18 protein-coding genes are annotated in these 23,041 nt (G+C 39.6%); 9 read left to right on the forward strand and 9 right to left on the reverse strand.

Annotation, left to right across the window (positions count from 1 at the left end):
* Nucleotides 1–10: 10 nt before the first annotated feature.
* From pgaB to I8T81_RS14330, 3 genes are all read right to left on the reverse strand, one after another.
* Complete coding sequence (gene pgaB, locus I8T81_RS14320) at nucleotides 11–2,005, reverse strand: poly-beta-1,6-N-acetyl-D-glucosamine N-deacetylase PgaB (RefSeq protein ID WP_198071516.1); 1,995 nt, start codon at nucleotides 2,003–2,005, stop codon at nucleotides 11–13.
* Between the two features lie 236 nt (nucleotides 2,006–2,241).
* Entirely contained in the window at nucleotides 2,242–2,583 is a 342-nt protein-coding gene (locus I8T81_RS14325) for an FKBP-type peptidyl-prolyl cis-trans isomerase (RefSeq protein WP_004703189.1), read from the reverse strand.
* Nucleotides 2,584–2,670: 87 nt separating this feature from the next.
* The gene (locus tag I8T81_RS14330; protein ID WP_004703190.1) at nucleotides 2,671–3,201 is read right to left on the reverse strand and encodes a YaeQ family protein; all 531 of its coding nucleotides are present in this window, start codon (nucleotides 3,199–3,201) and stop codon (nucleotides 2,671–2,673) included.
* 190 nt (nucleotides 3,202–3,391) lie between these two features.
* Here I8T81_RS14330 and dctA point away from each other — a divergent pair, with 190 nt between their 5' ends.
* A complete protein-coding gene (dctA, locus tag I8T81_RS14335; RefSeq protein ID WP_198071517.1) occupies nucleotides 3,392–4,654 on the forward strand; it encodes a C4-dicarboxylate transporter DctA in 1,263 nt (420 codons plus the stop codon).
* A gap of 42 nt (nucleotides 4,655–4,696) precedes the next feature.
* Here the strand turns inward: dctA and I8T81_RS14340 are convergent, their stop codons facing one another.
* A complete protein-coding gene (locus I8T81_RS14340) occupies nucleotides 4,697–5,695 on the reverse strand; it encodes a CobW family GTP-binding protein (RefSeq protein WP_198071518.1) in 999 nt (332 codons plus the stop codon).
* A 500-nt stretch (nucleotides 5,696–6,195) separates the two neighbouring features.
* Here I8T81_RS14340 and I8T81_RS14345 point away from each other — a divergent pair, with 500 nt between their 5' ends.
* Entirely contained in the window at nucleotides 6,196–6,390 is a 195-nt protein-coding gene (locus I8T81_RS14345) for a hypothetical protein (RefSeq protein WP_004703197.1), read from the forward strand.
* Nucleotides 6,391–6,519: 129 nt separating this feature from the next.
* Here I8T81_RS14345 and I8T81_RS14350 read toward each other — a convergent pair whose 3' ends face one another.
* The 4 genes from I8T81_RS14350 to I8T81_RS14365 form a co-directional block, all read right to left on the reverse strand.
* Complete coding sequence (locus I8T81_RS14350; protein ID WP_004703199.1) at nucleotides 6,520–7,035, reverse strand: acyl-CoA thioesterase; 516 nt, start codon at nucleotides 7,033–7,035, stop codon at nucleotides 6,520–6,522.
* A 259-nt stretch (nucleotides 7,036–7,294) separates the two neighbouring features.
* Entirely contained in the window at nucleotides 7,295–7,909 is a 615-nt protein-coding gene (locus tag I8T81_RS14355) for a MarC family protein (protein ID WP_004703201.1), read from the reverse strand.
* Nucleotides 7,910–7,920: 11 nt separating this feature from the next.
* Nucleotides 7,921–9,987, reverse strand: a complete 2,067-nt coding sequence (locus I8T81_RS14360) for a choline transporter (protein ID WP_191028575.1) — start codon at nucleotides 9,985–9,987, stop codon at nucleotides 7,921–7,923.
* 117 nt (nucleotides 9,988–10,104) lie between these two features.
* Nucleotides 10,105–11,727 carry a BCCT family transporter gene (locus I8T81_RS14365; RefSeq protein WP_198071519.1) on the reverse strand — a complete coding sequence of 541 codons (1,623 nt, stop codon included), beginning with the start codon at nucleotides 11,725–11,727 and terminating at the stop codon, nucleotides 10,105–10,107.
* A gap of 264 nt (nucleotides 11,728–11,991) precedes the next feature.
* Here I8T81_RS14365 and betI point away from each other — a divergent pair, with 264 nt between their 5' ends.
* From betI to I8T81_RS14400, 7 genes are all read left to right on the forward strand, one after another.
* Nucleotides 11,992–12,615, forward strand: coding sequence for a transcriptional regulator BetI (betI, locus tag I8T81_RS14370; RefSeq protein ID WP_000166965.1), 624 nt, complete (start codon nucleotides 11,992–11,994; stop codon nucleotides 12,613–12,615).
* Nucleotides 12,608–14,080 carry a betaine-aldehyde dehydrogenase gene (gene betB / locus I8T81_RS14375; protein WP_198071520.1) on the forward strand — a complete coding sequence of 491 codons (1,473 nt, stop codon included), beginning with the start codon at nucleotides 12,608–12,610 and terminating at the stop codon, nucleotides 14,078–14,080. The genes betI and betB overlap by 8 nt, the downstream gene beginning before the upstream one ends.
* A 95-nt stretch (nucleotides 14,081–14,175) precedes the next feature.
* Nucleotides 14,176–15,834, forward strand: a complete 1,659-nt coding sequence (betA, locus tag I8T81_RS14380) for a choline dehydrogenase (RefSeq protein ID WP_198071521.1) — start codon at nucleotides 14,176–14,178, stop codon at nucleotides 15,832–15,834.
* Between the two features lie 510 nt (nucleotides 15,835–16,344).
* Complete coding sequence (mqo, locus tag I8T81_RS14385) at nucleotides 16,345–17,985, forward strand: malate dehydrogenase (quinone) (protein ID WP_019456938.1); 1,641 nt, start codon at nucleotides 16,345–16,347, stop codon at nucleotides 17,983–17,985.
* Nucleotides 17,986–18,075: 90 nt separating this feature from the next.
* Complete coding sequence (locus tag I8T81_RS14390; protein WP_198071522.1) at nucleotides 18,076–18,546, forward strand: hypothetical protein; 471 nt, start codon at nucleotides 18,076–18,078, stop codon at nucleotides 18,544–18,546.
* A gap of 215 nt (nucleotides 18,547–18,761) precedes the next feature.
* Complete coding sequence (locus I8T81_RS14395; protein ID WP_198071523.1) at nucleotides 18,762–19,640, forward strand: homocysteine S-methyltransferase family protein; 879 nt, start codon at nucleotides 18,762–18,764, stop codon at nucleotides 19,638–19,640.
* Between the two features lie 5 nt (nucleotides 19,641–19,645).
* Nucleotides 19,646–20,980: a basic amino acid/polyamine antiporter gene (locus I8T81_RS14400; protein WP_151792980.1), complete on the forward strand. Its 1,335-nt coding sequence runs from the start codon at nucleotides 19,646–19,648 to the stop codon at nucleotides 20,978–20,980.
* Between the two features lie 53 nt (nucleotides 20,981–21,033).
* Here the strand turns inward: I8T81_RS14400 and I8T81_RS14405 are convergent, their stop codons facing one another.
* Nucleotides 21,034–22,947 (reverse strand): alpha/beta fold hydrolase, encoded by a 1,914-nt coding sequence (locus tag I8T81_RS14405; protein WP_198071524.1) that lies wholly within the window; start codon nucleotides 22,945–22,947, stop codon nucleotides 21,034–21,036.
* Between the last annotated feature and the right edge of the window lie 94 nt (nucleotides 22,948–23,041).

Below are 23,041 nucleotides of genomic sequence, written 5' to 3' on the forward strand. Positions count from 1 at the left end.
TCAGCCTCGTCTACGGCACAAGACGAGATGACTTTTCAGCAAATGCTTTATGCATCACGTTCACGTCCGGATGATCTTTAATTGGGTCATCTGGGTAATATGCAACATGCATTGCACCTTGTTCATAGAGAGAGTGAATTGTCGCAGCCATTTCAGTTGAAGGTACCTTTTCGTTATTACGCCAGTTCGTTGCTTGTAGCTCAAAAACTGTTTTCTTAATGCCATTTGGATACTGTTTCACACGATCAACCATATCTTTATAGAATTGATCTTGGTTCTTCACTTGCTCCATATAAGGCATCGCCATAATAGCAGTAAAATCATAACGGTTTAATGACTCTTCAAGTGACTGAGAGTACCAATTTTCCGCATATGGTTTTAAAGCCACTTGTGCATATAAATTACGTGCTGTAAGCAGGAATGGCTCATACTGACGAACCTCACCAACAAGCTCCATCGCAAAATCATCTAAATATCTTGTTTTATATGCAGTCCACTTCTGCAAATCTTCGTCATTTGCACGAATTTTTGCCAAGTCTGTTGATAAACCTTGTTTCGCATAAGCTTTTAAGGCATCTGGGCTTGCATCTTCATAATCAGACAGAGTCACATCGTCATGGAATAAAATTCCATTGAAAGACGATGACTTCGCTAAATCTTCATATATTTCACGGATAGTTTGACGCGCTTCAGGTGAAAAAGGGCTTAAACGAATGTATCCCATATTGAGATGCTCACTCGTTTTATCCTGCTGGGTTACAACCAAATCTTTTGATACAGGATCAGTTTTTGGTAGTTCCCATGCCAATAAAGGCATCCACGCATAAATACGGCTTACAGGCGTACGTGTTTGAATTTGCCATGCAACACGGTTGAATAAATCAGCACGCATAGGAATATGTCGATTTGGGAAGTATACCATATCGGCAGAACCATTAGCGTCTGCATCAGAGAAAGCTTGTAAATAAACCGTGTTTACGCCCATCGCATTAATACGGTCGAGTAGATTACCTAAATTACGCTCTTGTTGTTTCGGATCTGGATCATAAATATAGTCCAGATCAACATGCATAATTTTTTGCGGGCGATTGTTATCCGTTAAGTTTAATTCACGGTTTTTAATCTCTTGAGCCAAATCATTGGTACTCATTCCGCCTTCTACCAAAATACGGCTCATATTCTGTAGAGATTGTTTAGCATGATCTGCTCCATCATCAAGTGTGATGGTAATTGGCATACCAAGCTTTTTAGCAATCTGGACCGTTTGCATATTGTAGCGACCGTATGGCCAAACCATAATACGTGGCGAACGTATACCATGTTGTTTGAGCAACTGATTATTCTTTTTCAAATCATTATAGATTCGAGCCTGATACTGGCTGTCGTTTTCATATGTTTTAGTTTTATCATCATAAAAACGTGTAGTTGCCGCAGGTTCAGAGTTTCCTTGTGGATTACCATTAATACCACGGTGTAAGTGATAGCTATGGCTTGCAATTTCAACAAAACCGCTATCTTGCATCTCTTTAAGTTCAGGCCAGCTTAAGATTTTATCACGTGAAATTTCTTCACCAGAAAAATCGACTTTCTGATTTTCTTTTGGCTCTAACCATGAACCAACAACAGCAAGTACTACTGGTATTTTCTTAGCCTTAATCACTGGATAAGCATTTTGATAAAAAGTCTGATAACCATCATCTACAGTTAATAAAACTGGTTTGCTTGGCAGTGCAACTTTACCCTGATGAGCGCGAATTAACTGATCTACAGTAATAAAATGGAAACCGTTTTTTTGCAGCCAATCGATATGCTCACTAAATTGTTTCGTAGTCACCGCATATTGAGGAATTAAGGCATTCTTAGTATCGGTAATTTCATGATAGCCAATAACAGTAAGTTCTGAAGCATCTATTTTAGGAGGAGCAGCTAATGCCATACCTGACAAGCCTGCTAAAGCCAAGCCAAGCGTTAGATTCAACAAAGGAGATGCAAAGCGGGTAATCATGAAATAGCGTCTCAATAGCAATATAGATTATTTATGTGAAATTTAAACTTAAGAACTAAAACCGACGTCTATTTAGCCCTTAAGTTTAAACTGCCCAAAATGAACAGTTTTTCAGTTCACCTTTATAATCAAATAAACTGAAAATAATCTTAAATATTCAAAAAGCTAAAATATAAATAACGAATATATTCATATTTAAAGCTTATATAAAAAAATCAAACGGTAAAATTTTGATTTCATTCATCGCGAGTTTTTACGTCAAATAACTCAATTTCAAAAATCAAATTTGAGTTCGCCGGAATAACTTTGCCCATTTTGCGTTCCCCATAAGCTAAATGCGCAGGAACAATAAGTTTACGTTTTCCGCCAACTTTCATTCCCATGATGCCTTGGTCCCAACCTTTAATCACACGGCCTGTACCAATGACACATTCGAAATAATTTCCGCGGTCAATTGAAGAGTCGAATTTGGTACCGTCCTCTAACCAACCTGTATAGTGAGTGGTAATTAAGGCACCTTTAACCGCTTCCTTACCTTCGCCTACTTTTAAATCGATAATTTCTAATTCAGTGATCATAACATTTCCGTTTCATTTAAATTCACAGCCCAGACTCAATCTTTAGTCTAGCAACTAGTTTTGTAAATTTTGTTGCGCTTTCCAATTTTACTGTAATTGAGTCCACACTACATTTGCTTGGCCATTCTCACCCAGTAAAGTCCACTCATTGTCCATAACGTTTAACTGTAACTGCATCGTACGTTCACAAAGCTGTTCTAACTCTGCTGTACTTTCAGGTGCAATTTGCCAAACTTGGACATTACTTAATGTTTTAATTTTACTGTTTCTCTTCCACCAGTCTTCGACCTGTGAACCATACGCAACAATTGCTACAGCTTTACAACGAGCACTGGCTTTTTTCACTTTATCTTCAGAAGGTAAACCGACTTCAATCCAATTTTCTAACTGACCTGTTAAGTCTTTTTGCCAAAGTGCAGGCTCATCAGTTTCAAAAAGGTCTTTAGTAAATTCAAGACTGTCACTTGCAAAACGTGCAAATGCCATAACACGAACCATTAACCGTTCTAAAGTTTCTGAAGGATGCAATGCAAGCGTCAATTGATAATCGCCATAGATATGGTCATCCATATTGGCAATATTCAAGTCTGCCTTATAAATTGTTGCTTTAAGCGCCATGGTTAATATGTCCAAAAATTTGGCGCTAAGAATACTCGATTTCAATTAAAAAATTATAGAAAAAACGCAGTAACACAAAACTTCTTTCACTCTAAATTTGCATCTTCTTCCAAAACATCCAAGCGCTTTCCAAGTTGGCGGGCTTTTTGCTTTGAAGGGTTTGTATTCCTCTCTTTTGATTTGATGACTTATGTGGCAAAAACTTAAACGTAGTTTATTCCTACAAGTTCTCTGCGCTCTCTTCCTCGGTATTGCAGTAGGACTTGCTTTTCATGACTTCTCTCTAGCTTTAAAACCCCTTGGTGATGGTTTTATTTCACTGATTAAAATGTTGATTGCACCAATTGTATTTTGTGTCGTAGTACTGGGAATTTATGGTGCAAACGATATTAAAAAAATGGGCAAAGTCGGTGCAAAAACGATTCTCTATTTTGAAGTAGTCACAAGTATTGCTTTAATTTTGGGAATTATTGTTGCTTATGTCTTTAAACCGGGCGTCGGTATGAATATTGATATTAGCCATTTAGATGCTAAAGATTTAAGTACTTATACCGAACGTGCTCACGACATGCATACAGGTTCAGATTTTCTTCTTAATATTATTCCAAAAACATTTACTAGCGCTTTTGCCAACGGCGATATTTTACAAGTTTTACTCATCGCGATTTTATTTGGCGTATCGCTACTTTTAATTCCTAAACATTTAGCAGAGCTAGTACGTCAGGCACTTGAAGCTTTCTCTGAAGTATTCTTTAAAATTATGGGGCTAATCATTTGCTTAGCTCCAATTGGGGTATTCGGTTCAGTTGCCTATACCACTGCAAAATTTGGATCAGACTCACTCCTGCAACTCGGTTATTTAGTTTTACTCTTTTATGCAACCTGCATTTTATTTGTTGTCATTGTTCTAGGTTTAATTCTAAAGCTTGCTGGCCTGAACATTTTCAAATTTGTAGGCTATTTTAAAGATGAACTTGCCATTGTTTTAGGTACTGCCTCTTCCGACTCAGTTCTTCCTCAAGTCATGAAGAAGCTTAAGAACCTAGGCATAAAAGACTCAACAGTCGGTCTAGTCATTCCAACCGGTTATTCTTTTAACTTAGATGGTTTTTCCATTTATTTAACATTAGGAGTGATTTTTATTGCGCAGGCCTGCAATATCGATCTCTCCATGCATGACTTGTTAGCTATTTTACTGGTTTCACTGATTACCTCTAAAGGTGCGCATGGTATTCCAGGGTCAGCTTTAGTTATTCTTGCGGCTACACTTTCAGTTATTCCAAGCTTACCTGCAATTGGCCTAGTACTTTTACTGTCTGTAGATTGGTTTATTGGGATTATTCGTGCCTGTACCAACTTAATTGGTAACTGTGTTGCGACCGTAGTCATTGCCCATTGGGAAAAAGATATTGATCATGCCCAAGCTAAAGCTGTACTCGACATTAAAAAATAAATGAAGATTTTTGAGAACATTGAGCTATCTTTTCAATGTTCTCTATTCATCAATTCTACAAGTTAATAACTCAGTTTCAAATGCCAGCCAGTCATGTTCATGTTGGCTAATGATTTCAATACGGTTATCAATACCTTCTTCACCAGACTTATAACTAAACTGTTCAGGATTAAAGTTAAAGGTCTTCCACCCCTGATCTGTATGAAAAATTCCCTTAATACGCAGCCAGTCTTGCTGTGCGCAGAGTAAATCGAGCAAAGCATAAAATTCGAATTTCCAACGCTTAGGTAATTTCCAGCCTGCAACAGTATATCCCTGCGCTGACTCAACATAGTGATAAGGCAATTGACGAATTTCTTTTGCTACTTCAGCTTCACTCATCTGCTTTTGAAGCTTAAGTAAAGGTTGTATAGAGCGTGCGGTTAAACGAGCAGCCACATCAATTTGTGCTAGTTCGAGTTGACCATGCTCTGTCGTTAACCATTGTTGTTGATAAGGTTGATACTCTTGTTTCAATTGGTCTAATGCTTGTTCATCTTCAAAAGACATCGTATCAGCATGAGAAACCACAACAATCTGGGCAGCTTTCAACTGATCCTCATAAAGATTTTGCTTAACCCAATTGGTATCATGCAAACGGCTACCATCGACAACCGTGACTAATGCACGCATAGCCAAGCTGTTTTGCCAATGAGGTTCAGTTAACTGATCAAACAGTTGTGAAGGATGCCCAAGCCCTGTAGGTTCAATAAAGAGTCGGTCTGTTTTTTGTTCACTTAGCAAACGAGCCAAAGCAATATGCATGGGGAGTTGGCTACTACAACATAAACACCCACCTAATAATTCTTTTACGGCATAGCCTTGTTCTTGTGGTAAAAGTTGTTGATCTACCCCAATTTGACCAAACTCATTCATTAAGACCGCCCACACTTCATCTTTGGGTTTCTGACTTAATAAATGCTGTAATAATGTGGTTTTCCCTGCCCCTAAAAATCCTGAAATAATATGGGTAGGAACAGTTTTTTGGGGAATCAGTTTCACAAGCAACTCAAATCAACAAGGTTCAAAAAAACTAGGAAAGATATATCACTGTTTAAGTGGCATGAAAATGATTTTTCTTTTTGACGTCATATTTTTAAAAAGTGGGTAAAAATATTAAATATGAGAATAAAGTCTCATTACTTATCTAAATTTACTTTAAACAATTTATTGTCAAACGGAATATTCTATTTTAAGGCATTCACAATTCATACCAGAGTGTTTTGTTTACGTAACCAACCTGACTTTTTTTTATTCAACATGAAATATTTTTTCACATTTTAAACGTTCAACCAGCGTGGTAATTTTACAGTAGACGCACATAAACGGCCCGTATATTTCATATTGTTAAGATAGGCGTAATAGATTGTTAAGTTAATTGATGCAATCCAAAGCTCAGCTTAGCATGTGTCCTAGCTTAATCATTCAGCCATACAGGTTTCATGTTGGTAAGAACGATTAGGTTTAATTTATTGTTTAATGAATTTTAAGGATGCCATAAAATGAAATTAGCTAAAACTTTACTTGCTACTACTCTAGCTTTAACTGCTGCTTCAACTTTCGCTGCTTCTAAACATGATAAGGTTCATGCTCCAGAAGACAAAGTTGTAGTTTCAACTCAAGAACAAGCCAACACTGCAAATGCTGCATCTGACGCTGTAGGTTCAGCTTCTGAAGCCGCTCCTGCTGCTCAATAATTATTATCTCTGTACTCTCCTCCAAGCTCAGAGATAATTTTGCTGAAATGAAACAGGACGTTAAATTTCAGTGATGAAAAAAAAAGATCGAACCATGCTGCGGTTCGATCTTTTTTTAATTCGATCTGATTAAGACGTTTTCTTATACATGCTACAAGAAGGATTATGATTTTCTTGTAGGCGCAACACCTTACGATGCTCTGCCGCTTCAAATCGACAGCGTTTCCACTCTGTATCTAGCTTCAATTGAGGAACTTCGCGTGGTTTACCATGCTCATCAACAGAAACCATTGTGAAATAACAGCTATTGGTATGGCGAACGGTGCGCTTTTGAATATTTTGTGCTTCAACACGAATACCAACTTCCATTGAAGTACGGCCTACATGGTTCACACTTGCCAAGAAGGTAACTAACTCACCTACATAAATCGGTTCTTTAAAATTCACTTTATCTACAGACAAAGTGACCACATAGCTGCCCGAATAACGGCTTGCACAAGCATAGGCGACTTGGTCTAACAGCTTAAGAATTGTTCCACCATGAACATTACCTGAAAAATTTGCCATATCAGGGGTCATTAAAACTGACATGGTTAATTCTGACTGATCATCAGTTACGGTTGTCATTTCATCTAATGTAGGCATGACTCAACTCTGTCTCAAACAAGCTCAGAAACATTATGGTTGATAATTCACAAAAAAAACATGCTTAAATCCATAACATAGCATCGTATTTTTTAATATTGTTTATTCTTTTTTTGAACGAAGCTTTTTTAATCTATTATTTTTAATTATTTTTTAGTTTTTCTTAAATAAAAATTGATTGAGAAATTAAAAATAATAAAAAAAGTGCTATGCCATTTTTCGATATTAAATGACATAGCAAGATGTTGATCGATACTTGCTAAACTTTATTAATCACACCTGTCACACCATTGATAATCATATCAATAGCGATCGTACCGATTAGTAACGCTGATAAACGCCCGACAATATCAAAATAGCGGTCGATATGTTTGGCATGTTTATAGCGTAAATGATCATGTGAAAATTTCATCAAAATCAAAATACTACAGGTTAAAAATAACGTAAAGGCAATCACTAGGGCTGCTTCACCAATTGACATTTCTATGCCTGTGACTACAGCGGCACTAATAGTACCTGGCCCAATCATAAATGGCATAGCGATGGTTCCAGCTAAATGCTCAGGAGCACCGCGCATTTCACCAATGGTATCGGCACCCTGAAACACATAACGATAGCCAATCACCAAAAAGATCAGGCCGCCAAAAATCTGAAAGGCTTCAAAACGTACATTCAGATATTTACTAAAAATTGTTTCACCGCCCCATGCAAACAGCATGAATACAATAAAAGCAATCAAACTTCCCTGAATCAGTGCTTTATTAAACACCTTAGCTTCTGAATGGCGGATTAGGCCAATCATATAAATGCTCATTAAAAATGGATTGAGCAATGAGAAAAATAAAGCAAAAGAATGTAGATAAGGAGAAGCCATACATTTTCCTCTTAAGCTTGTGGATCTGGGAACAATGGTCGGTTTCCAGGGCTAATACGATTGATATGTAAGAAGGTCATATGTCTTTCATATTTATCTAAAATGTCATTAATGACCTGTTCTTTACTGTAACCAACAAGGTCGTTGTCTTGAGAACCTTCATAAAGATAAGTTTCGAGACGGTAATAGAACTGTTTGCCTCGTTTTACGCGCTGACTAAAGTTTGGCGCGCTATAACGGACAGGCCAAATCTGATAAACAAAGTTTTGCTCTTCTTCCAAATGAATAGTGATATCGAGGTGATATAGCGCCTCTTCATCTTCAAGTGGTGTTTGTTGCACGTCTACGTTCATACCTTGCTTAATGAGTTCATCGGCAACAGCTTGAACGGCAGGTTTGCAAACGGTATCGAGCATTCGTCTGGTTTCAGTCGTTCCCGGATGATGCATAACCCGAGTCAAACGCTGCTTCCAATTCAAAATGTCTACGTTACCCACCACAGGTGCCGCGTTCATACTTCGGCTGGCATGCCTATAGTCTTCAAGTCTGAGCGACTTATAAAGCCCCGCCATGACTAGGAACATCACGAAACTAAACGGCAGTCCCATAATGATGGTTGCATTCTGCAAAGCGGTAATCCCGTTGGTCATCAACATAGCAAGAGTTAATAAGCCAATGGCAATTGCCCAGAACACGCTTAACCAACGTGGTGCATCATTATCAATATGGGTGAGCTTGGTCGTGAAGTTACCTAAAACCAATGCACCCGAGTCAGCAGAAGTCACATAGAATAAAAGCCCCGTCACCGTTGCGATTGAAGCAATAAAGGTAAAACCCGGATACTGTGCTAACAGATCATAGAAACCATGTGCAGGATTTGATAGTACCGTTGCAGCTAAAGTCTGGTTACCTTCAAAAATCACGCTGTGCAATGCGCTATTACCAAAAATGGATAACCACGTTAAGGTAAATAACAAAGGAATAATTAAAGTCCCGCACACGAACTCACGGATAGTACGTCCTCTTGAGATACGTGCCAAAAAGAGTCCTACAAATGGAGACCAAGCAATCCACCATGCCCAGAAGAACAAGGTCCAACTGCTCATCCAATCTTTAGGTTGCTCAAAAGCAAAACTTTGAAGTGCTAAGGTCGGGAATCGAGTTAAATAGTCGCCAATATTTTGTACCAAAGCATTAAGTAAAAACTCGGTATTACCTAAGAACAAAATAAATAGCAAAAGACCAATTGATACATAAATATTGATTTCAGACAAAATCCGAAGGCCTTTATTCACCCCAGATGTCACTGAAATAATACTAATACCGACTGCAATGGCAATCAGCGCAAACTGCATCCAGATATTCTCTGGCAGTCCTAATAAAACATGTAAACCATAGTTCAGCTGTACCACGCCAATCCCACAGGTGGTCGCAATACCAAAAATTGTCCCGATGACTGCGGCAGTATCCACACTATGGCCAATTGCCCCATTAATTCTGTTCCCGAAAATTGGGTAAAGCGCAGAACGAATGGTCAGCGGTAAGTTATAGCGATAACTGAAATAGCCAAGTGCCATACCAATCAAGGCATACATACACCATCCGGTCAAACCATAGTGAAATAGCGTCCACACCATACTTTGGCGTGCAGCTTCATAGGTCTGGCCTACGCCAACAGGCGGCTGCATATAATGAGATAATGGCTCGGCCACCGAGAAGAACATTAAATCGATACCAATACCTGCTGAAAACAGCATGGCAGACCAACTCAGTAGACTAAACTCAGGCTTTGAGTGTTTAGGCCCAAGTTTAATTTCACCATATCTGGAACAGGCAATGAAAATAACAAACACCATATACAGTGTTGCAGCCAGTAAGTAATACCAGCCGAAAGTTGACGTTACCCACGCAAGTACGGTGTTAATTGTTCGATTTGCAAAATCGTTAAACAAAAAAGTAACGAGAGAAAAGATTAAAATAATTAGAGCTGAAATATAAAAAACCACACGATTAAGCGGGTCTTTTTTAGATTTAGATAATGTTAAATCATCAACTGCTCTTGGATTATCTGTTGCCATACAATCCTCAAGGAATAGAAGAAAATAAAATATTCAATTTAGTCTTTTCACTATTTAACCATAATGAAAAGACTGCTTTGAACGCAAAAAAATATAAATAAATGTGATGAACCAAGATTATGAAACCTCGGTTACTTTGTTCTGGTCACAATTCGATGGAATAGAAATGTCTTTTGAAATAGCTAACTGCTTTTTCGCAACATTCGGGTCAAACTCATCTTGCTTTAAGGCTTTGGCTAAACCAAACATATAAAGCAAAATAATTACAGAAAATGGTAAACCACATAACACCACTGCACTTTGCATGGAGTTGAAACTACCGGCTAAGAGTAAACCGATACTGACAATGGTGATGACCACAGACCAAAAGATGCGTAACCAGATCGGTGAATCACTATCACTGGTGCCCCCTTTCGAGGACAAATTGGCGATCATTAGTGTACCAGAGCCAACAGGGGTCAAAAATAAAACGAAACAAATTACAACAACAATCCCCGCAATGTACGGATTAAACGGGAGATATTCGAGTAATTTAAATAATGACAACGCTGGATCACTTAAAACCATATCTCCTAAAACTTTATGTTTTTGATTGAGAATTAAGTAAATTGCAGTGTTTCCAAAAACTGAAATCCAAGCCAGTGTAAAGCTGAGTGGAATGAGACATACACCCAACACCACTTCACGAATGGTTCGACCTTTGGAGATTCGGGCAATAAACATTCCTACAAAAGGTGCCCAAGCAATCCACCATGCCCAATAAAACACAGTCCATGAACCCAACCATCTACTGGCTTTTTGATTGTATAAATACATATCAAAACTTTTACCCATAAAATTGTTGAGATAATCACCGACATTTTGCACAAGGCCATTTAACAAATGGTTAGTTGGCCCTGTTAAAAATACAAATAAAAGTAAAGCATAGAGCAAACGCAAATTAATACGCGATAACCATGCCAAGCCTTTTTCAATGCCGACCACTGTTGTAATGGTCGCAACACTCATCATGACGAGAACAGCTGTAATTAAGGTTGCAGAGCTATGCGGTATTTCAGGAATTAAATAACAAATGCCTGAAACTAATACTAAAGCGCCTATACCTAAATTAGTCACGAGCGAAATGACGGTTGCTAAAATACCAAAGCCATCGACAAAATCACCCACCAAGCCATGGACTCGCTCGCCAAAAATTGGGTAAAGCGCTGAACGCAAAGCTAGGGGTAAATTTTGTCTAAAAGCAAAGTAACCTAAGGTCACGCCGAGCAGAGCATAAAGCACCCAACCATGAATACCCCAGTGCAAAAAGCTATAGGTCATGGCGTTTCGAGCAGCTTGAATTGTTCCTGCCTCACCTTCCGGTGGTCTTAGAAAATGGTCAACAGGTTCAGCAACACCATAATAAAGTAGCGCGATACCAATACCTGCCGAAAACAGCATTGAGGTCCAAGCCAAATAGCCGAACTCAGGTTTGTCGTGGTCTTTTCCTAAAGGAATCTGCCCTACTTTTGAAAAGGCAAGCCAAGCCACAAAGCCTAAACACAGCACAATCACCAACATGTAATACCACCCGAAAAAGTGGTTTACTTGCTCTTGTACATACGTCAGCCAAAACTGACTTTTTTGCGGAAACAGCACAAATAACAGGCCAAAAATACCGATACTGACTGCCGAACTCCAAAATACGAAACGATTTAACCGAATATGGTCTGAAGAATATTTATCACTTTTCAACACCATCTTATTGCTCCTTGCAATCGGTGTATTTTTCTAAAATAACGTGATAAGTACTGGACTTATGCGCATCATCCTATCCCTAAGAACTTTCGATTCTATCTCTTCTTCCCCGAAGTCAGATTCAAAAATTCATTGATTTTTACACATCATACTTGTTATTGATTGAACGTTCAATCAATAACAAGTATGATAAAAAAAGTGCTATGATGCTCTGCAAGTTAACATGCTGAATTTAAAGCACCCATAAAAGTGCTGATGTGGAAAATCATGACAAAACGCAGAGTAAAACCAGAGCATGTGCGCCGTGAAGAGATTATGAACGCTGCACTCGACGTAATTTATGAAGTGGGGTTATCCAATACCACCATTGCACAAATTGCAAAAAAAGCCGAGCTGTCGACCGGCATTGTTAGCCACTATTTTGGCGACAAACAAGGGTTAATAAATACGTGTATGCAAGAAATGCTAAATGTTTTGCGTCGGAAAACCGAACAATACAGAGCAGAAGCAGATTCGCATCCGGAAAGCCAAATTAAGGCAATTATTGACTCTAACTTTGACATTAGTCAGGTAAATGAAAAAGCAATGCGGGTCTGGTTAGACTTTTGGTCTGCAAGTATGCATGTACCGGACCTGAGCCGTTTGCAAAAGATTAATGATCAACGCCTGTATTCCAACTTGAAGTTTTATTTTCTCAAGTTAATGGATGAACAACAGGCCAGTGTTGCCGCAAGAGGTCTGGCAGCATTGATTGATGGATTATGGCTACGTGGCAGTTTAAGCCGTCACAACGAATTTGACAGCGAACTGGCCCGTTCCATTGCTTACGATTATGTAAAAACGCAATTGCAATTTGCGAACAAGCCTTTGCAGGAGAGACAAAATGAGTGATGTACAAGTTCATCAATTGTATATCCATGGACGCTACGTTGAAGCAACCAGTGGTAAAACATTTAATAGTATTAACCCTGCCAACGGCGAGACAATCGCGACTCTTCAACAGGCATCTGAACAAGACATTGAAGCTGCTGTAAAAAGTGCCCAACAAGGACAAAAAATCTGGGCAGCCATGACCGCTATGGAGCGTTCACGTATTTTACGTCGTGCTGTCGATATTCTCCGTGAACGTAATGATGAGCTTGCCCGTCTTGAAACACTCGACACCGGTAAAGCCTATAGCGAAACATCTACCGTCGATATTGTGACTGGTGCAGATGTACTCGAATACTACGCAGGACTTGCAACAGCTATTCAGGGCGAACAAGTTCCACTTCGCGAATCAAGTTTCTTTTATACACGCCGTGAACCTTTAGGCGTGGTTGCAGGTATTGGTGCGTGGAACTATCCAATCCAAATCGCTTTATGGAAATCTGCCCCTGCCCTTGCTGCTGGCAATGCCATGATTTTCAAGCCAAGCGAAACAACGCCACTTACTGCATTAAAACTTGCAGAAATCTATACAGAAGCTGGCTTACCAGACGGCGTATTTAACGTAGTACAAGGTGCTGGTCGTGAAATTGGTCAATGGCTCACTGAACATCCTGTGATTGAAAAAATCTCATTCACGGGTGGCGTAGAAACTGGCAAAAAAGTGATGGCAAGCGCTGCTGGCTCTACCCTTAAAGAAGTGACTATGGAGCTTGGTGGTAAGTCACCACTCATTATTTGTGAAGATGCTGACCTTAACCGTGCAGCAGATATTGCGGTTATGGCGAACTTCTTTAGCTCAGGTCAAGTATGTACCAACGGTACCCGTGTATTTGTTCCAAAATCACGTTTAGCCGATTTTGAAAAAGCCGTTGTAGAGCGTGTAAAACGTATTCGCATAGGTGACCCAATGGCTGAAGACACAAACTTCGGTCCGCTCACTAGCTTCCCTCATATGGAAAAAGTGTTGTCTTTCATTGAGTCAGGCAAACAACAAGGCGCTAAAGTATTAATCGGTGGTGGTCGTGCGACAGAAGGCGAACTTGCCAAAGGCGCTTATGTACTACCAACGGTATTTAGCGACTGCACTAACCAGATGGCGATTGTTCAAGAAGAAATTTTTGGACCGGTTATGAGCATCTTAAGCTATGAAAGCGAAGAAGAAGTGATTCAACGTGCCAACGACACGACCTTTGGTTTAGCTGCTGGTGTGGTTACTCAAGATATTAGCCGTGCTCATCGCATTATTCACCAAATTGAAGCTGGTATTTGCTGGATTAACACCTGGGGCGAATCACCTGCCGAAATGCCAGTCGGTGGCTACAAGCAATCTGGTGTGGGCCGCGAAAATGGCTTAACCACGCTTGGGCACTATACCCGTATCAAATCTATTCAAGTTGAACTTGGCGATTATCAAAGCATTTTTTAATGCCTCAATCGCACTAAAACCTTCAACCTAAATCACATATGCCGAGCAGTCTTTATAGATTGCTCAGGCAAACTGTTAGTAAAAAAAGGATAGTTATGAATATTAAAGAATATGATTACATTATTATTGGCGCAGGATCTGCCGGAAATGTACTCGCTGCGCGTCTTACCGAAGACAAAGATACCACCGTTTTACTGCTAGAAGCAGGTGGACCAGATTATCGCTTGGATTTCCGTACACAAATGCCGGCAGCTTTGGCCTACCCTCTTCAAGGCCGTCGCTATAACTGGGCTTATTTAACTGACCCTGAACCACACATGAACAACCGCCGTATGGAATGTGGTCGTGGTAAAGGTTTAGGTGGCTCATCTTTAATTAATGGTATGTGCTATATCCGCGGTAACGCGATGGATTTAGAACAATGGGCAACTCATAAAGGCCTTGAAAACTGGTCTTATGCCGACTGTTTGCCTTACTACAAAAAAGCCGAAACTCGTGACATTGGTGGCAATGACTATCATGGTGATAGCGGCCCTGTATCCGTTGCTACGCCTAAAAATGGCAACAATGTATTGTTCCATGCCATGGTTGAAGCTGGTGTACAAGCAGGTTACCCACGTACTGATGACTTAAATGGTTACCAGCAAGAAGGTTTTGGTCCAATGGACCGTACAGTTACGCCTAAAGGTCGTCGTTCAAGTACCGCTCGTGGTTATTTGGATATGGCAAAAGGTCGTCCAAACCTGACTATTTTGACTCACGCGACAACCAATAAAATCTTGTTTAACCAAAAGCAAGCAATTGGTGTTGAATACATTATTGGCGCTGACCAAAACAACTTACAACGTGCCTTGGTTAAACGCGAAGTATTACTATGTGCAGGTGCAATTGCGTCACCGCAAATTTTACAGCGCTCAGGCGTAGGTCAAAGTACCTTCTTAAAATCAATGGACATTGATGTGGTTCATGATTTGCCGGGCGTAGGTGAAAACTTGCAGGACCACTTGGAAATGTACTTACAGTATAAATGTAAGCAACCCGTTTCTTTATACCCTGCTTTAAAATGGTATAACCAACCTGCGATTGGTGCCGAGTGGTTATTCAATGGTACAGGTATTGGCGCAAGTAACCAGTTTGAAGCAGGCGGATTTATCCGTAGTTCGGACGAGTTCAAATGGCCAAACATCCAGTATCATTTCTTGCCAGTTGCCATTAACTACAACGGTAGTAATGCAGTAAAAGAACATGGCTTCCAAGCACACGTCGGTTCAATGCGCTCGCCTTCACGCGGTCGTATCAAACTTAAATCGAAAGATCCGTTTGCGCACCCAAGTATCTTGTTTAACTACATGTCGACTGAACAAGACTGGCGTGAGTTCCGTGATGCAATTCGTATTACACGTGAAATCATGCAGCAACCTGCGCTTGATCCATATCGTGGTGAAGAAATTAGTCCGGGTAAACATTTGCAAAGTGATGCAGAGCTTGATGACTTTGTTCGTAACCATGCGGAAACAGCTTACCATCCTTCTTGTAGCTGTAAGATGGGCGAAGATGAGATGGCTGTTGTAGATGGTCAAGGCCGTGTACACGGTATGAATGGTTTACGTGTAGTTGATGCCTCAATTATGCCGCTCATTATTACGGGTAACTTAAATGCAACCACTATTATGATTGCCGAGAAAATTGCAGACCAAATTCGTGGACGTGAAGCATTACCACGTTCAACTGCACCGTTCTATGTCGCGTCATAAAACCGTTAAGGGCATATTTCTTATACAGAAATATGCCCTGAATTTAATAGGTACTGCATAAACATTAATAAGAACTATGTATGACAAAAAATAAGCGGCTATAAGCTAAACATTTACACAAATATGGCATGAAATAAAAATTAATCTATTTTTATAGGCAAATTACCATCAAGTGGTTTAGTTTTAACCATAATTATTTTAATTAATAATTTTCAAATTCTTATACAAAAATATCAGCAAAAAATAATCTTATAAAAGCTTAATTTGATTAAATATAAATCATATTTATGATTTTGATAGAACCCATTTATTATAAAAATTGTCTTGTCAATGCAAAATTAGTCTAAAATATAGAGTGTTTGCGATAATCCCAAGTAATTTTTCTTTTTTTAAAGTTCTCTGTTTTGGAGAATTTTACTTTCGCATTTATATCCGTTTTGTCTGGATACGCTGTCTAGGTTTCCTCACACCTTAAGTGACTCAAATAACTTATTTTAAGGTTCCCCTTGCATGAAAAAGTTTTTGAAATACCTTCTGGTATTAATCATTATTATTTTAATTGCAGGTATTGTTTTCTTGTTTAGACCGATTGCGTCAAAACAAGTGCAAACTGCAAAAGATGAGCCAGTTGTTGATGCCGTTCTTGTTGGCGGCGGCATCATGAGTGCCACTCTCGGTACTTACTTCACTGAGCTTGAACCGAATTGGCAAATTCGTATGTATGAGCGTCTTGACCAAGTTGCTCAAGAAAGTTCAAACGGCTTTAACAATGCCGGAACAGGCCACTCTGGCTTTATGGAAATGAACTATACCGAAGAGAAAAACGGTAAGATGGAAATTGCCAAAGCTGAAAAAGTTGCTTCTCAGTTTGAAGTAGCAAAACAGTTCTGGTCATATCAGGTAAAACAAGGCGTTTTAGCTGAACCAAAATCATTCATTAACCCTGTTCCGCACATTGCTTTCGTTTGGGGTGATAACGTTCAGTTCTTAGAAAAACGTTATGCTGCCATGATTCAAAGCCCGTTGTTCAAAGGTATGAAATTTACTGAAGACCCAGCTGTGATTAAGCAATGGGCACCTTTAGTGATGAACGATCGTGACCCAACTCAAAAAGTTGCAGCGACGCGTATGGAAGTTGGTTCAGACGTTAACTACGGTTCAATCACGAATCAGTTAGTGAAACACTTAAGCCAAAACCCAAATTTCAAATTACAGACTTCAACTGAAGTTTCTGGCATCAGCCAAAATGATGACAAAACTTGGACTGTAACTTTCAAAGATTTGAAAACTGGTAAAACAGATCACGTTAAAACACGTTTTGTGTTTATCGGTGCAGGTGGTGCAGCGGTTAAATTATTGCAACTTACTGGTTTACCAGAAGCGAAACAATATGCTGGCTTCCCTGTAGGTGGTGAGTTCTTAATTACTGATAACCCAGCAATTACTGCTCAACATACTGCAAAAGTATATGGTCGTGCTGAACTTGGTGCGCCTCCAATGTCTGTACCGCATATTGATACACGTTATATCGACGGTAAAAAATATGTATTGTTTGGACCATTTGCAACGTATTCAAACAAGTTCCTGAAAAATGGTTCACAGCTTGATTTGCTTGCATCAACCAACAAAAACAACATTTTACCAATGACGACTGTTGGCTTAGAAAACCTTGATCTTGTTAAATACTTGGTGAGCCAAGTGATGATGTCAGACCAAGACCGTCTAAATGAACTTCGTAAATACTACCCAGATGCGAAAGCTGAAGACTGGCGTTTAAGCCAAGGTGGTCAACGTGTTCAGATCATCAAGAAAGAACCGGGTAAACCTGCGACACTTCAATTCGGTACAGAAATCTTTGCTTCTAAAGACGGCGCTGTAACTGCATTGTTAGGTGCGTCTCCGGGTGCTTCGACTTCTCCATACATCATGCTTAACTTGCTTGAAAAAGCTTTCCCTCAGCAAACTGAAGGTAAGTGGAACCAGAAGCTTCATGAAATTGTAGTTTCTTATAAACAAGACTTGAGCAAAGACCCTGTGTTACTCGACAAAGTTCGTCAGTACACAAGTTCTACGCTTGGCTTGAACTATACATCTCCATTCAAAGCTGCAAACGATGAATCTGCTGCTGCCCCTGTTGCAAAAGCAAACTAAGTTTGACGATGTATAAGTAAAATATCAAAAGGATGAATTTCGATTCGTCCTTTTGTTTTTTTAAGACCTTAGTTGAGATATAGATTCGCTATGACGCCTTTAAACGCATCACCTCGCCTCTTGTCATTTTGTTTTAAGCTCGTACTTGTTTTGCTACTGGCTTATCTTTTGTTAAGCGGGTTTTATATGTGGATGATTGGTGGTGCAGCTATTTACGTCAGCTCAGCCGTATTATTTATTATAACTGCCTATGCATTTAAGCTCGGCAAGTACCAGAAAATCTGTTCAGTTTTAAATGTGCTGCTAAGTGCAGTCGTGTTATATTTCAGTAGTACTCATTTATTTTTCTCACCTCTCCAGTTCTTTATATTTTTACCTGCATTGTTCTTTGTTATGTTAGCTTTTGCTCGCTTCAATAAAGTTCGTAGCTTATCTAAAGTTTTATTATTCATTAGTTTATTAATTTGGTCGGGTGTACATTTTACACAGCTTAAACAACTTCAAGCCTATTATAAAACACAGCATACCGGTGAAAGCTGGCAACAATATGGCGCTTTGTAAGATCGTTTTCATTCTATGTTTGCCAACCAATACACGCTCATTTTCACGTGAAGTTCATCAGTAAAACTGAACAGCATTTACAGAATTCCTTTTAAGAAAAATTTTTCATAACCATCTCATTTTTTTTGAAATATATCGAGCATATTAGTGATTGAATAGAATTCACCTACGCGTTAGATTACCTGAATTATTTTTCTCCCTTTATGTTGTAATTTATGAAAATTTTAGATGGCGGTTTAGGCCGTGAATTGGCCCGTCGTGGCGCTCCATTTCGTCAACCAGAATGGTCTGCTTTAGCACTTATTGAAGCACCTGAAACAGTAAAAGAAGTTCACCTCGACTTTATCAATGCTGGTGCAGAAGTCATTACGACTAACAACTACGCTGTTGTACCATTTCACATTGGTCAGGAACGCTTTGAAACTGACGGCGTACATTTAATTAAAGTTGCCATCGAACAAGCGAAAAATGCAGTTAAAGAAAGCGGTAAAAATGTCAAAATCGCAGGCTGCTTACCACCGTTATTTGGTTCTTACCGTGCAGATTTGTTCCAACCAGAACAAGCTAAAAACCTAGCTGAGCCTATCATCAACACATTGGCACCAGAAGTAGATTTCTGGCTCGCTGAAACCCAGTCTTGCTTAAAAGAAGTTGAAACAGTACACGCATTATTGCCACAAGATGGTAAGGACTATTGGGTGTCATTTACGCTGCAAGATGAAATTAAACAAGAGCAAGCGTTACTTCGTTCAGGTGAAAACATGCAGCAAGTGGCTGATTTCATCAAACAATCTAATGCCAAAGCGGTGTTGTTTAACTGCTGCCAACCTGAAGTGATCTTGCAAGCGATTAATGAGATTAAAGGACTTATTCCAGAGTCTGTACAAATTGGCGCCTATGCCAACGCTTTCCCACCGCAAGATGACAGCGCTACAGCCAATGATGGCTTAGATGAAATTCGTAAAGACTTAGATGCTCCAGCTTATCTTGGTTTTGCTAAACAGTGGCAGCAAGCAGGTGCAAGTCTGGTTGGTGGTTGCTGTGGTATTGGACCAGAACACATTGCTGAACTTTCTCAATTTTTTAAAGAATAAATACCATGTCTGCTGCCAAAATCGGATTGTTGTCTCTTACAGCGCTGGTATTTAGCTCTATGGTGGGGTCTGGTGTATTTAGCCTTCCCCAAAATATGGCTCAAGTTGCCAACGGCTCTGCCCTTCTTGTTGCATGGCTCATTACTGGGGTCGGCATTATTTTCTTAGCCCTGTCATTGTTGCATTTAACCCGTCAACGACCAGATCTAGACGGCGGTATTTATAACTATGCACGGGAAGGATTTGGAGATCTCATCGGGTTTTGCTCGGCGTGGGGTTATTGGTTATGTACCACCATTGGTATTGTCGGCTATGTGGTCATTGCCTTTTCAGGCGTTGGCATGTTTACCGACAGCAAAGACCATATTATTTTTGGTGAAGGTAACACGCTCTACTCTCTGATTGGCTCAAGCATTTTTGTATGGCTGGTGCATTGGTTAGTGAGCCGAGGCATTAAAGAAGCCGCTGTTGTAAATTTGCTGGCGACCATTGCCAAAATTATTCCAATGGTGGTTTTCATCTTCTTTACTTTTATTGCCTTTAAGTTTGATTTATTCAAACTCAACTTAAATGACTTCTCTTTAAAAGTTCCTCTTTGGCAGCAAGTCAAAGACCTGATGCTGATTACCCTTTGGGTATTTACGGGTATTGAAGGTGCTGTGGTTTTATCATCGCGTGCAAAGAACCGTCATGACATTGGTAAAGCGACCATTTTAGGTGTGTTACTGGCGTTAAGTTTTTACGTCATGGTGACAGTACTGGCTTATGGTGTAGCAAGTCGTGAAGCCCTTGCAGGCATGCATAACCCATCTATGGCGACCATTTTACAGCAATTGATCGGCTTACCGGGTACCATCATTATTACCATCGGGCTGATTATTTCAGTTTCATCTTCTTATTTAAGCTGGACGTTATTTGCGACCGAAATTCCATATCTAGCCGCAAAAAATGGTGCATTCCCGAAACTATTTTTAAAGAATAATCAGAACAATGTACCGATTTCATCACTTTGGCTCACTACTATTGTGGTACAAGGCTCTCTGATTGCCGTGTATTTTTTCAATAAAAACTACACTCAGCTTTTACTGATTTCATCGGTCATGATTTTGCTGCCTTATTTTCTGGTGTCGGCTTTTTATCTTAAAGAATCGATTCGCCATAAACGCACGCCGCATATTGCGATTGCAAGTGTTGCTTCAATCTATGCACTTTGGTTGCTCTACGCGGCAGGCTTAGACTTGCTGCTGTTGTCTGGCGTGTTGTATTTGGTTGGCTTGGTTATTTTTTCAATCAGCTACTTTGAGCATAAAAAATCGCTCAAACAAAACCAGCTTAATTAATCACTTCAACCACTGTTGAGCCTGTCAGCAGTGGTTTTCTAAAAACAAAAATTCTATTTTGAAAGCTGCGACTGCTTTAAATGCAACCTTAAAATACGACGTAATTCTAAAATTGCCTCTGGTGAGGTTTGTATTGAATGCCCACCTTTAATAATCAGCTCCGACTGCTCCCCACCCAAATGTGAACTTTGATACGGTACAATCCCATCACTCATTTTTGACTTATCTGTGGTGCCATTTATATTACCCATAATCGAGTGATAGACCACGTTGGACGATGGCTGAATGGCTTGCGTAAGTTGCATAAAGCTAGAAGAGCGACTCAAATTACTCGCTCCATTTTCAATTAAACCTTTTTTGAGTTTTGTGTTTTTCTCATCTCTCATTTCAACCGCAATAAAAAAGTCAGCAGGCAAACGAATAACACGGCGAGCAATTTGAGTAAACCATCGATCAGCATAGTCGGTACCATGATGCGGCGCCGAAACAAAAACAACCCGCTTAAAATAGGGCAAATCTTTGAACTGAAAGCGCTCTCGAATTACAGGATTTTCTTTTAAACGATTGAGCTGAGCTTCATTCATTTTTTGCATGGCTTGCTCTGAAACATCAGCATCGCTTACCAATAGGCGGCTAATCACTCCGCCCATACTATGCCCAACCAACACTGCATCGTGCGCAGCGTAACTGTCTTTGGCGACGTTTTGAAAAGCCTGATTCAGCAATGAATAAATCTGAAATCGACTTTCAAAAATCGGCATATTGGTTGAATAAAAAACCTGCCAAACTTGGTAGTTTTTCCTTAATTCAGCATCGCCCATAATGTCATTGGTTAGACTTACCCATGCTTCTGGGCTACTGGCCAAACCATGCACAAACACAATAATCTTCTTATTCGGGTTAAAGGGTTCCAGCATATATAAATGCGGCATAATCAAATTGGCTTCTTTATTAATTAAAGACCAATAACCTGCTGCACCTAAATTATATTTTGACAGCCAAAGCCCATAAGGTGCCGAATAGTTTGCCGTGAGTGGATAGTCCACACCTTCAACTTTTACACGGTCCTGTCGGTATGGGTCGAACATGGAAATTTCCAAATCTGCCCCAGCAATGACTTGATCGGCTGTGGCCTTTTCTTTTGGGTAGGCAATGGCAGTCACTGGAAAGAAGCGTGGTAAATGTATGTTCGGATTACTCTGGTGAGCGTAAAAAGCATCGGGGTCTAAAATGAAACCATGATTTACATCATGCTCCTTACGCCCCACGATAAACTCGGCACCTAAACCATCCTTACGGTTTACGGTATTAAACCCTGAAAAGTTCATGTTATAGCTAGAGCGAAAGGTATCGACTTCAATGTTTTGTACATCTACTGCATGATCAAAGTTGACGTGGTACTCATGCCCATCTGCTTTTAGTAACGGTGGGAAATGAAGCGTATTTAAATGATTAAAATACGTGGTCATAAGCTTTGACAAAGCCACGTTATAAAAAATACGCACCTGATTTTGGCGATGGTCAAACACTCGATCGAACGGCGACTCTTCAGAGTCAAACAAATAGACATAGCTATAACGCAAGCTTTTATCAAACAGTGCTAACTCTTGCTCGACACAACGATTATTTTTACTACCTACATTACACTGACTACTACGTCCCACATCTAAAGCTTTTGCCAAATAAATTTCACTGAGTGCAGCATAACGTTCTTCTCTGCTACTATTTTCAGACAGCCCCTGAATTTTCTTTAAACAATCATCAAAATTTTGCAGACAAGACTTTTCATTTTCTTTGACCAAATACAGTAAGTTTTGGGTTTGATGACTTAAAGTATTGTCAGTCAAAATGCTTTCATTTTTACTTTTCAAAGCGCTGCTTAAGTTACTTTCTTTTAAATGAATGACCTGACAACCGCTAAGCAGTCCCATTATTGCAAGCACTAAATAATGGCCAAACTTTGTCATTGTGCATTCCTTTATCGAATGTATTTCCCCATTCGTCATTATGCCTGTAAAGCTGTGAACGAACAATTTCAGCTCAACTTCAATGGTGCTTTAT

Origin of the sequence: Acinetobacter seifertii, from assembly GCF_016064815.1 — a bacterium.
GTDB lineage: Bacteria > Pseudomonadota > Gammaproteobacteria > Pseudomonadales > Moraxellaceae > Acinetobacter > Acinetobacter seifertii.

Excerpts from the sequence above, each read along its gene's own strand:
- pgaB (WP_198071516.1), bottom strand. The coding sequence starts at position 2,005 with ATGATTACCCGCTTTGCATCTCCTTTGTTGAATCTAACGCTTGGCTTG.
- I8T81_RS14325 (WP_004703189.1), bottom strand. The coding sequence starts at position 2,583 with ATGATCACTGAATTAGAAATTATCGATTTAAAAGTAGGCGAAGGTAAG.
- I8T81_RS14330 (WP_004703190.1), bottom strand. The coding sequence starts at position 3,201 with ATGGCGCTTAAAGCAACAATTTATAAGGCAGACTTGAATATTGCCAAT.
- dctA (WP_198071517.1), top strand. The coding sequence starts at position 3,392 with ATGTGGCAAAAACTTAAACGTAGTTTATTCCTACAAGTTCTCTGCGCT.
- I8T81_RS14345 (WP_004703197.1), top strand. The coding sequence starts at position 6,196 with ATGAAATTAGCTAAAACTTTACTTGCTACTACTCTAGCTTTAACTGCT.
- I8T81_RS14350 (WP_004703199.1), bottom strand. The coding sequence starts at position 7,035 with ATGCCTACATTAGATGAAATGACAACCGTAACTGATGATCAGTCAGAA.
- I8T81_RS14355 (WP_004703201.1), bottom strand. The coding sequence starts at position 7,909 with ATGGCTTCTCCTTATCTACATTCTTTTGCTTTATTTTTCTCATTGCTC.
- I8T81_RS14360 (WP_191028575.1), bottom strand. The coding sequence starts at position 9,987 with ATGGCAACAGATAATCCAAGAGCAGTTGATGATTTAACATTATCTAAA.
- I8T81_RS14365 (WP_198071519.1), bottom strand. The coding sequence starts at position 11,727 with ATGGTGTTGAAAAGTGATAAATATTCTTCAGACCATATTCGGTTAAAT.
- betI (WP_000166965.1), top strand. The coding sequence starts at position 11,992 with ATGACAAAACGCAGAGTAAAACCAGAGCATGTGCGCCGTGAAGAGATT.
- betB (WP_198071520.1), top strand. The coding sequence starts at position 12,608 with ATGAGTGATGTACAAGTTCATCAATTGTATATCCATGGACGCTACGTT.
- betA (WP_198071521.1), top strand. The coding sequence starts at position 14,176 with ATGAATATTAAAGAATATGATTACATTATTATTGGCGCAGGATCTGCC.
- mqo (WP_019456938.1), top strand. The coding sequence starts at position 16,345 with ATGAAAAAGTTTTTGAAATACCTTCTGGTATTAATCATTATTATTTTA.
- I8T81_RS14390 (WP_198071522.1), top strand. The coding sequence starts at position 18,076 with ATGACGCCTTTAAACGCATCACCTCGCCTCTTGTCATTTTGTTTTAAG.
- I8T81_RS14395 (WP_198071523.1), top strand. The coding sequence starts at position 18,762 with ATGAAAATTTTAGATGGCGGTTTAGGCCGTGAATTGGCCCGTCGTGGC.
- I8T81_RS14400 (WP_151792980.1), top strand. The coding sequence starts at position 19,646 with ATGTCTGCTGCCAAAATCGGATTGTTGTCTCTTACAGCGCTGGTATTT.
- I8T81_RS14405 (WP_198071524.1), bottom strand. The coding sequence starts at position 22,947 with ATGACAAAGTTTGGCCATTATTTAGTGCTTGCAATAATGGGACTGCTT.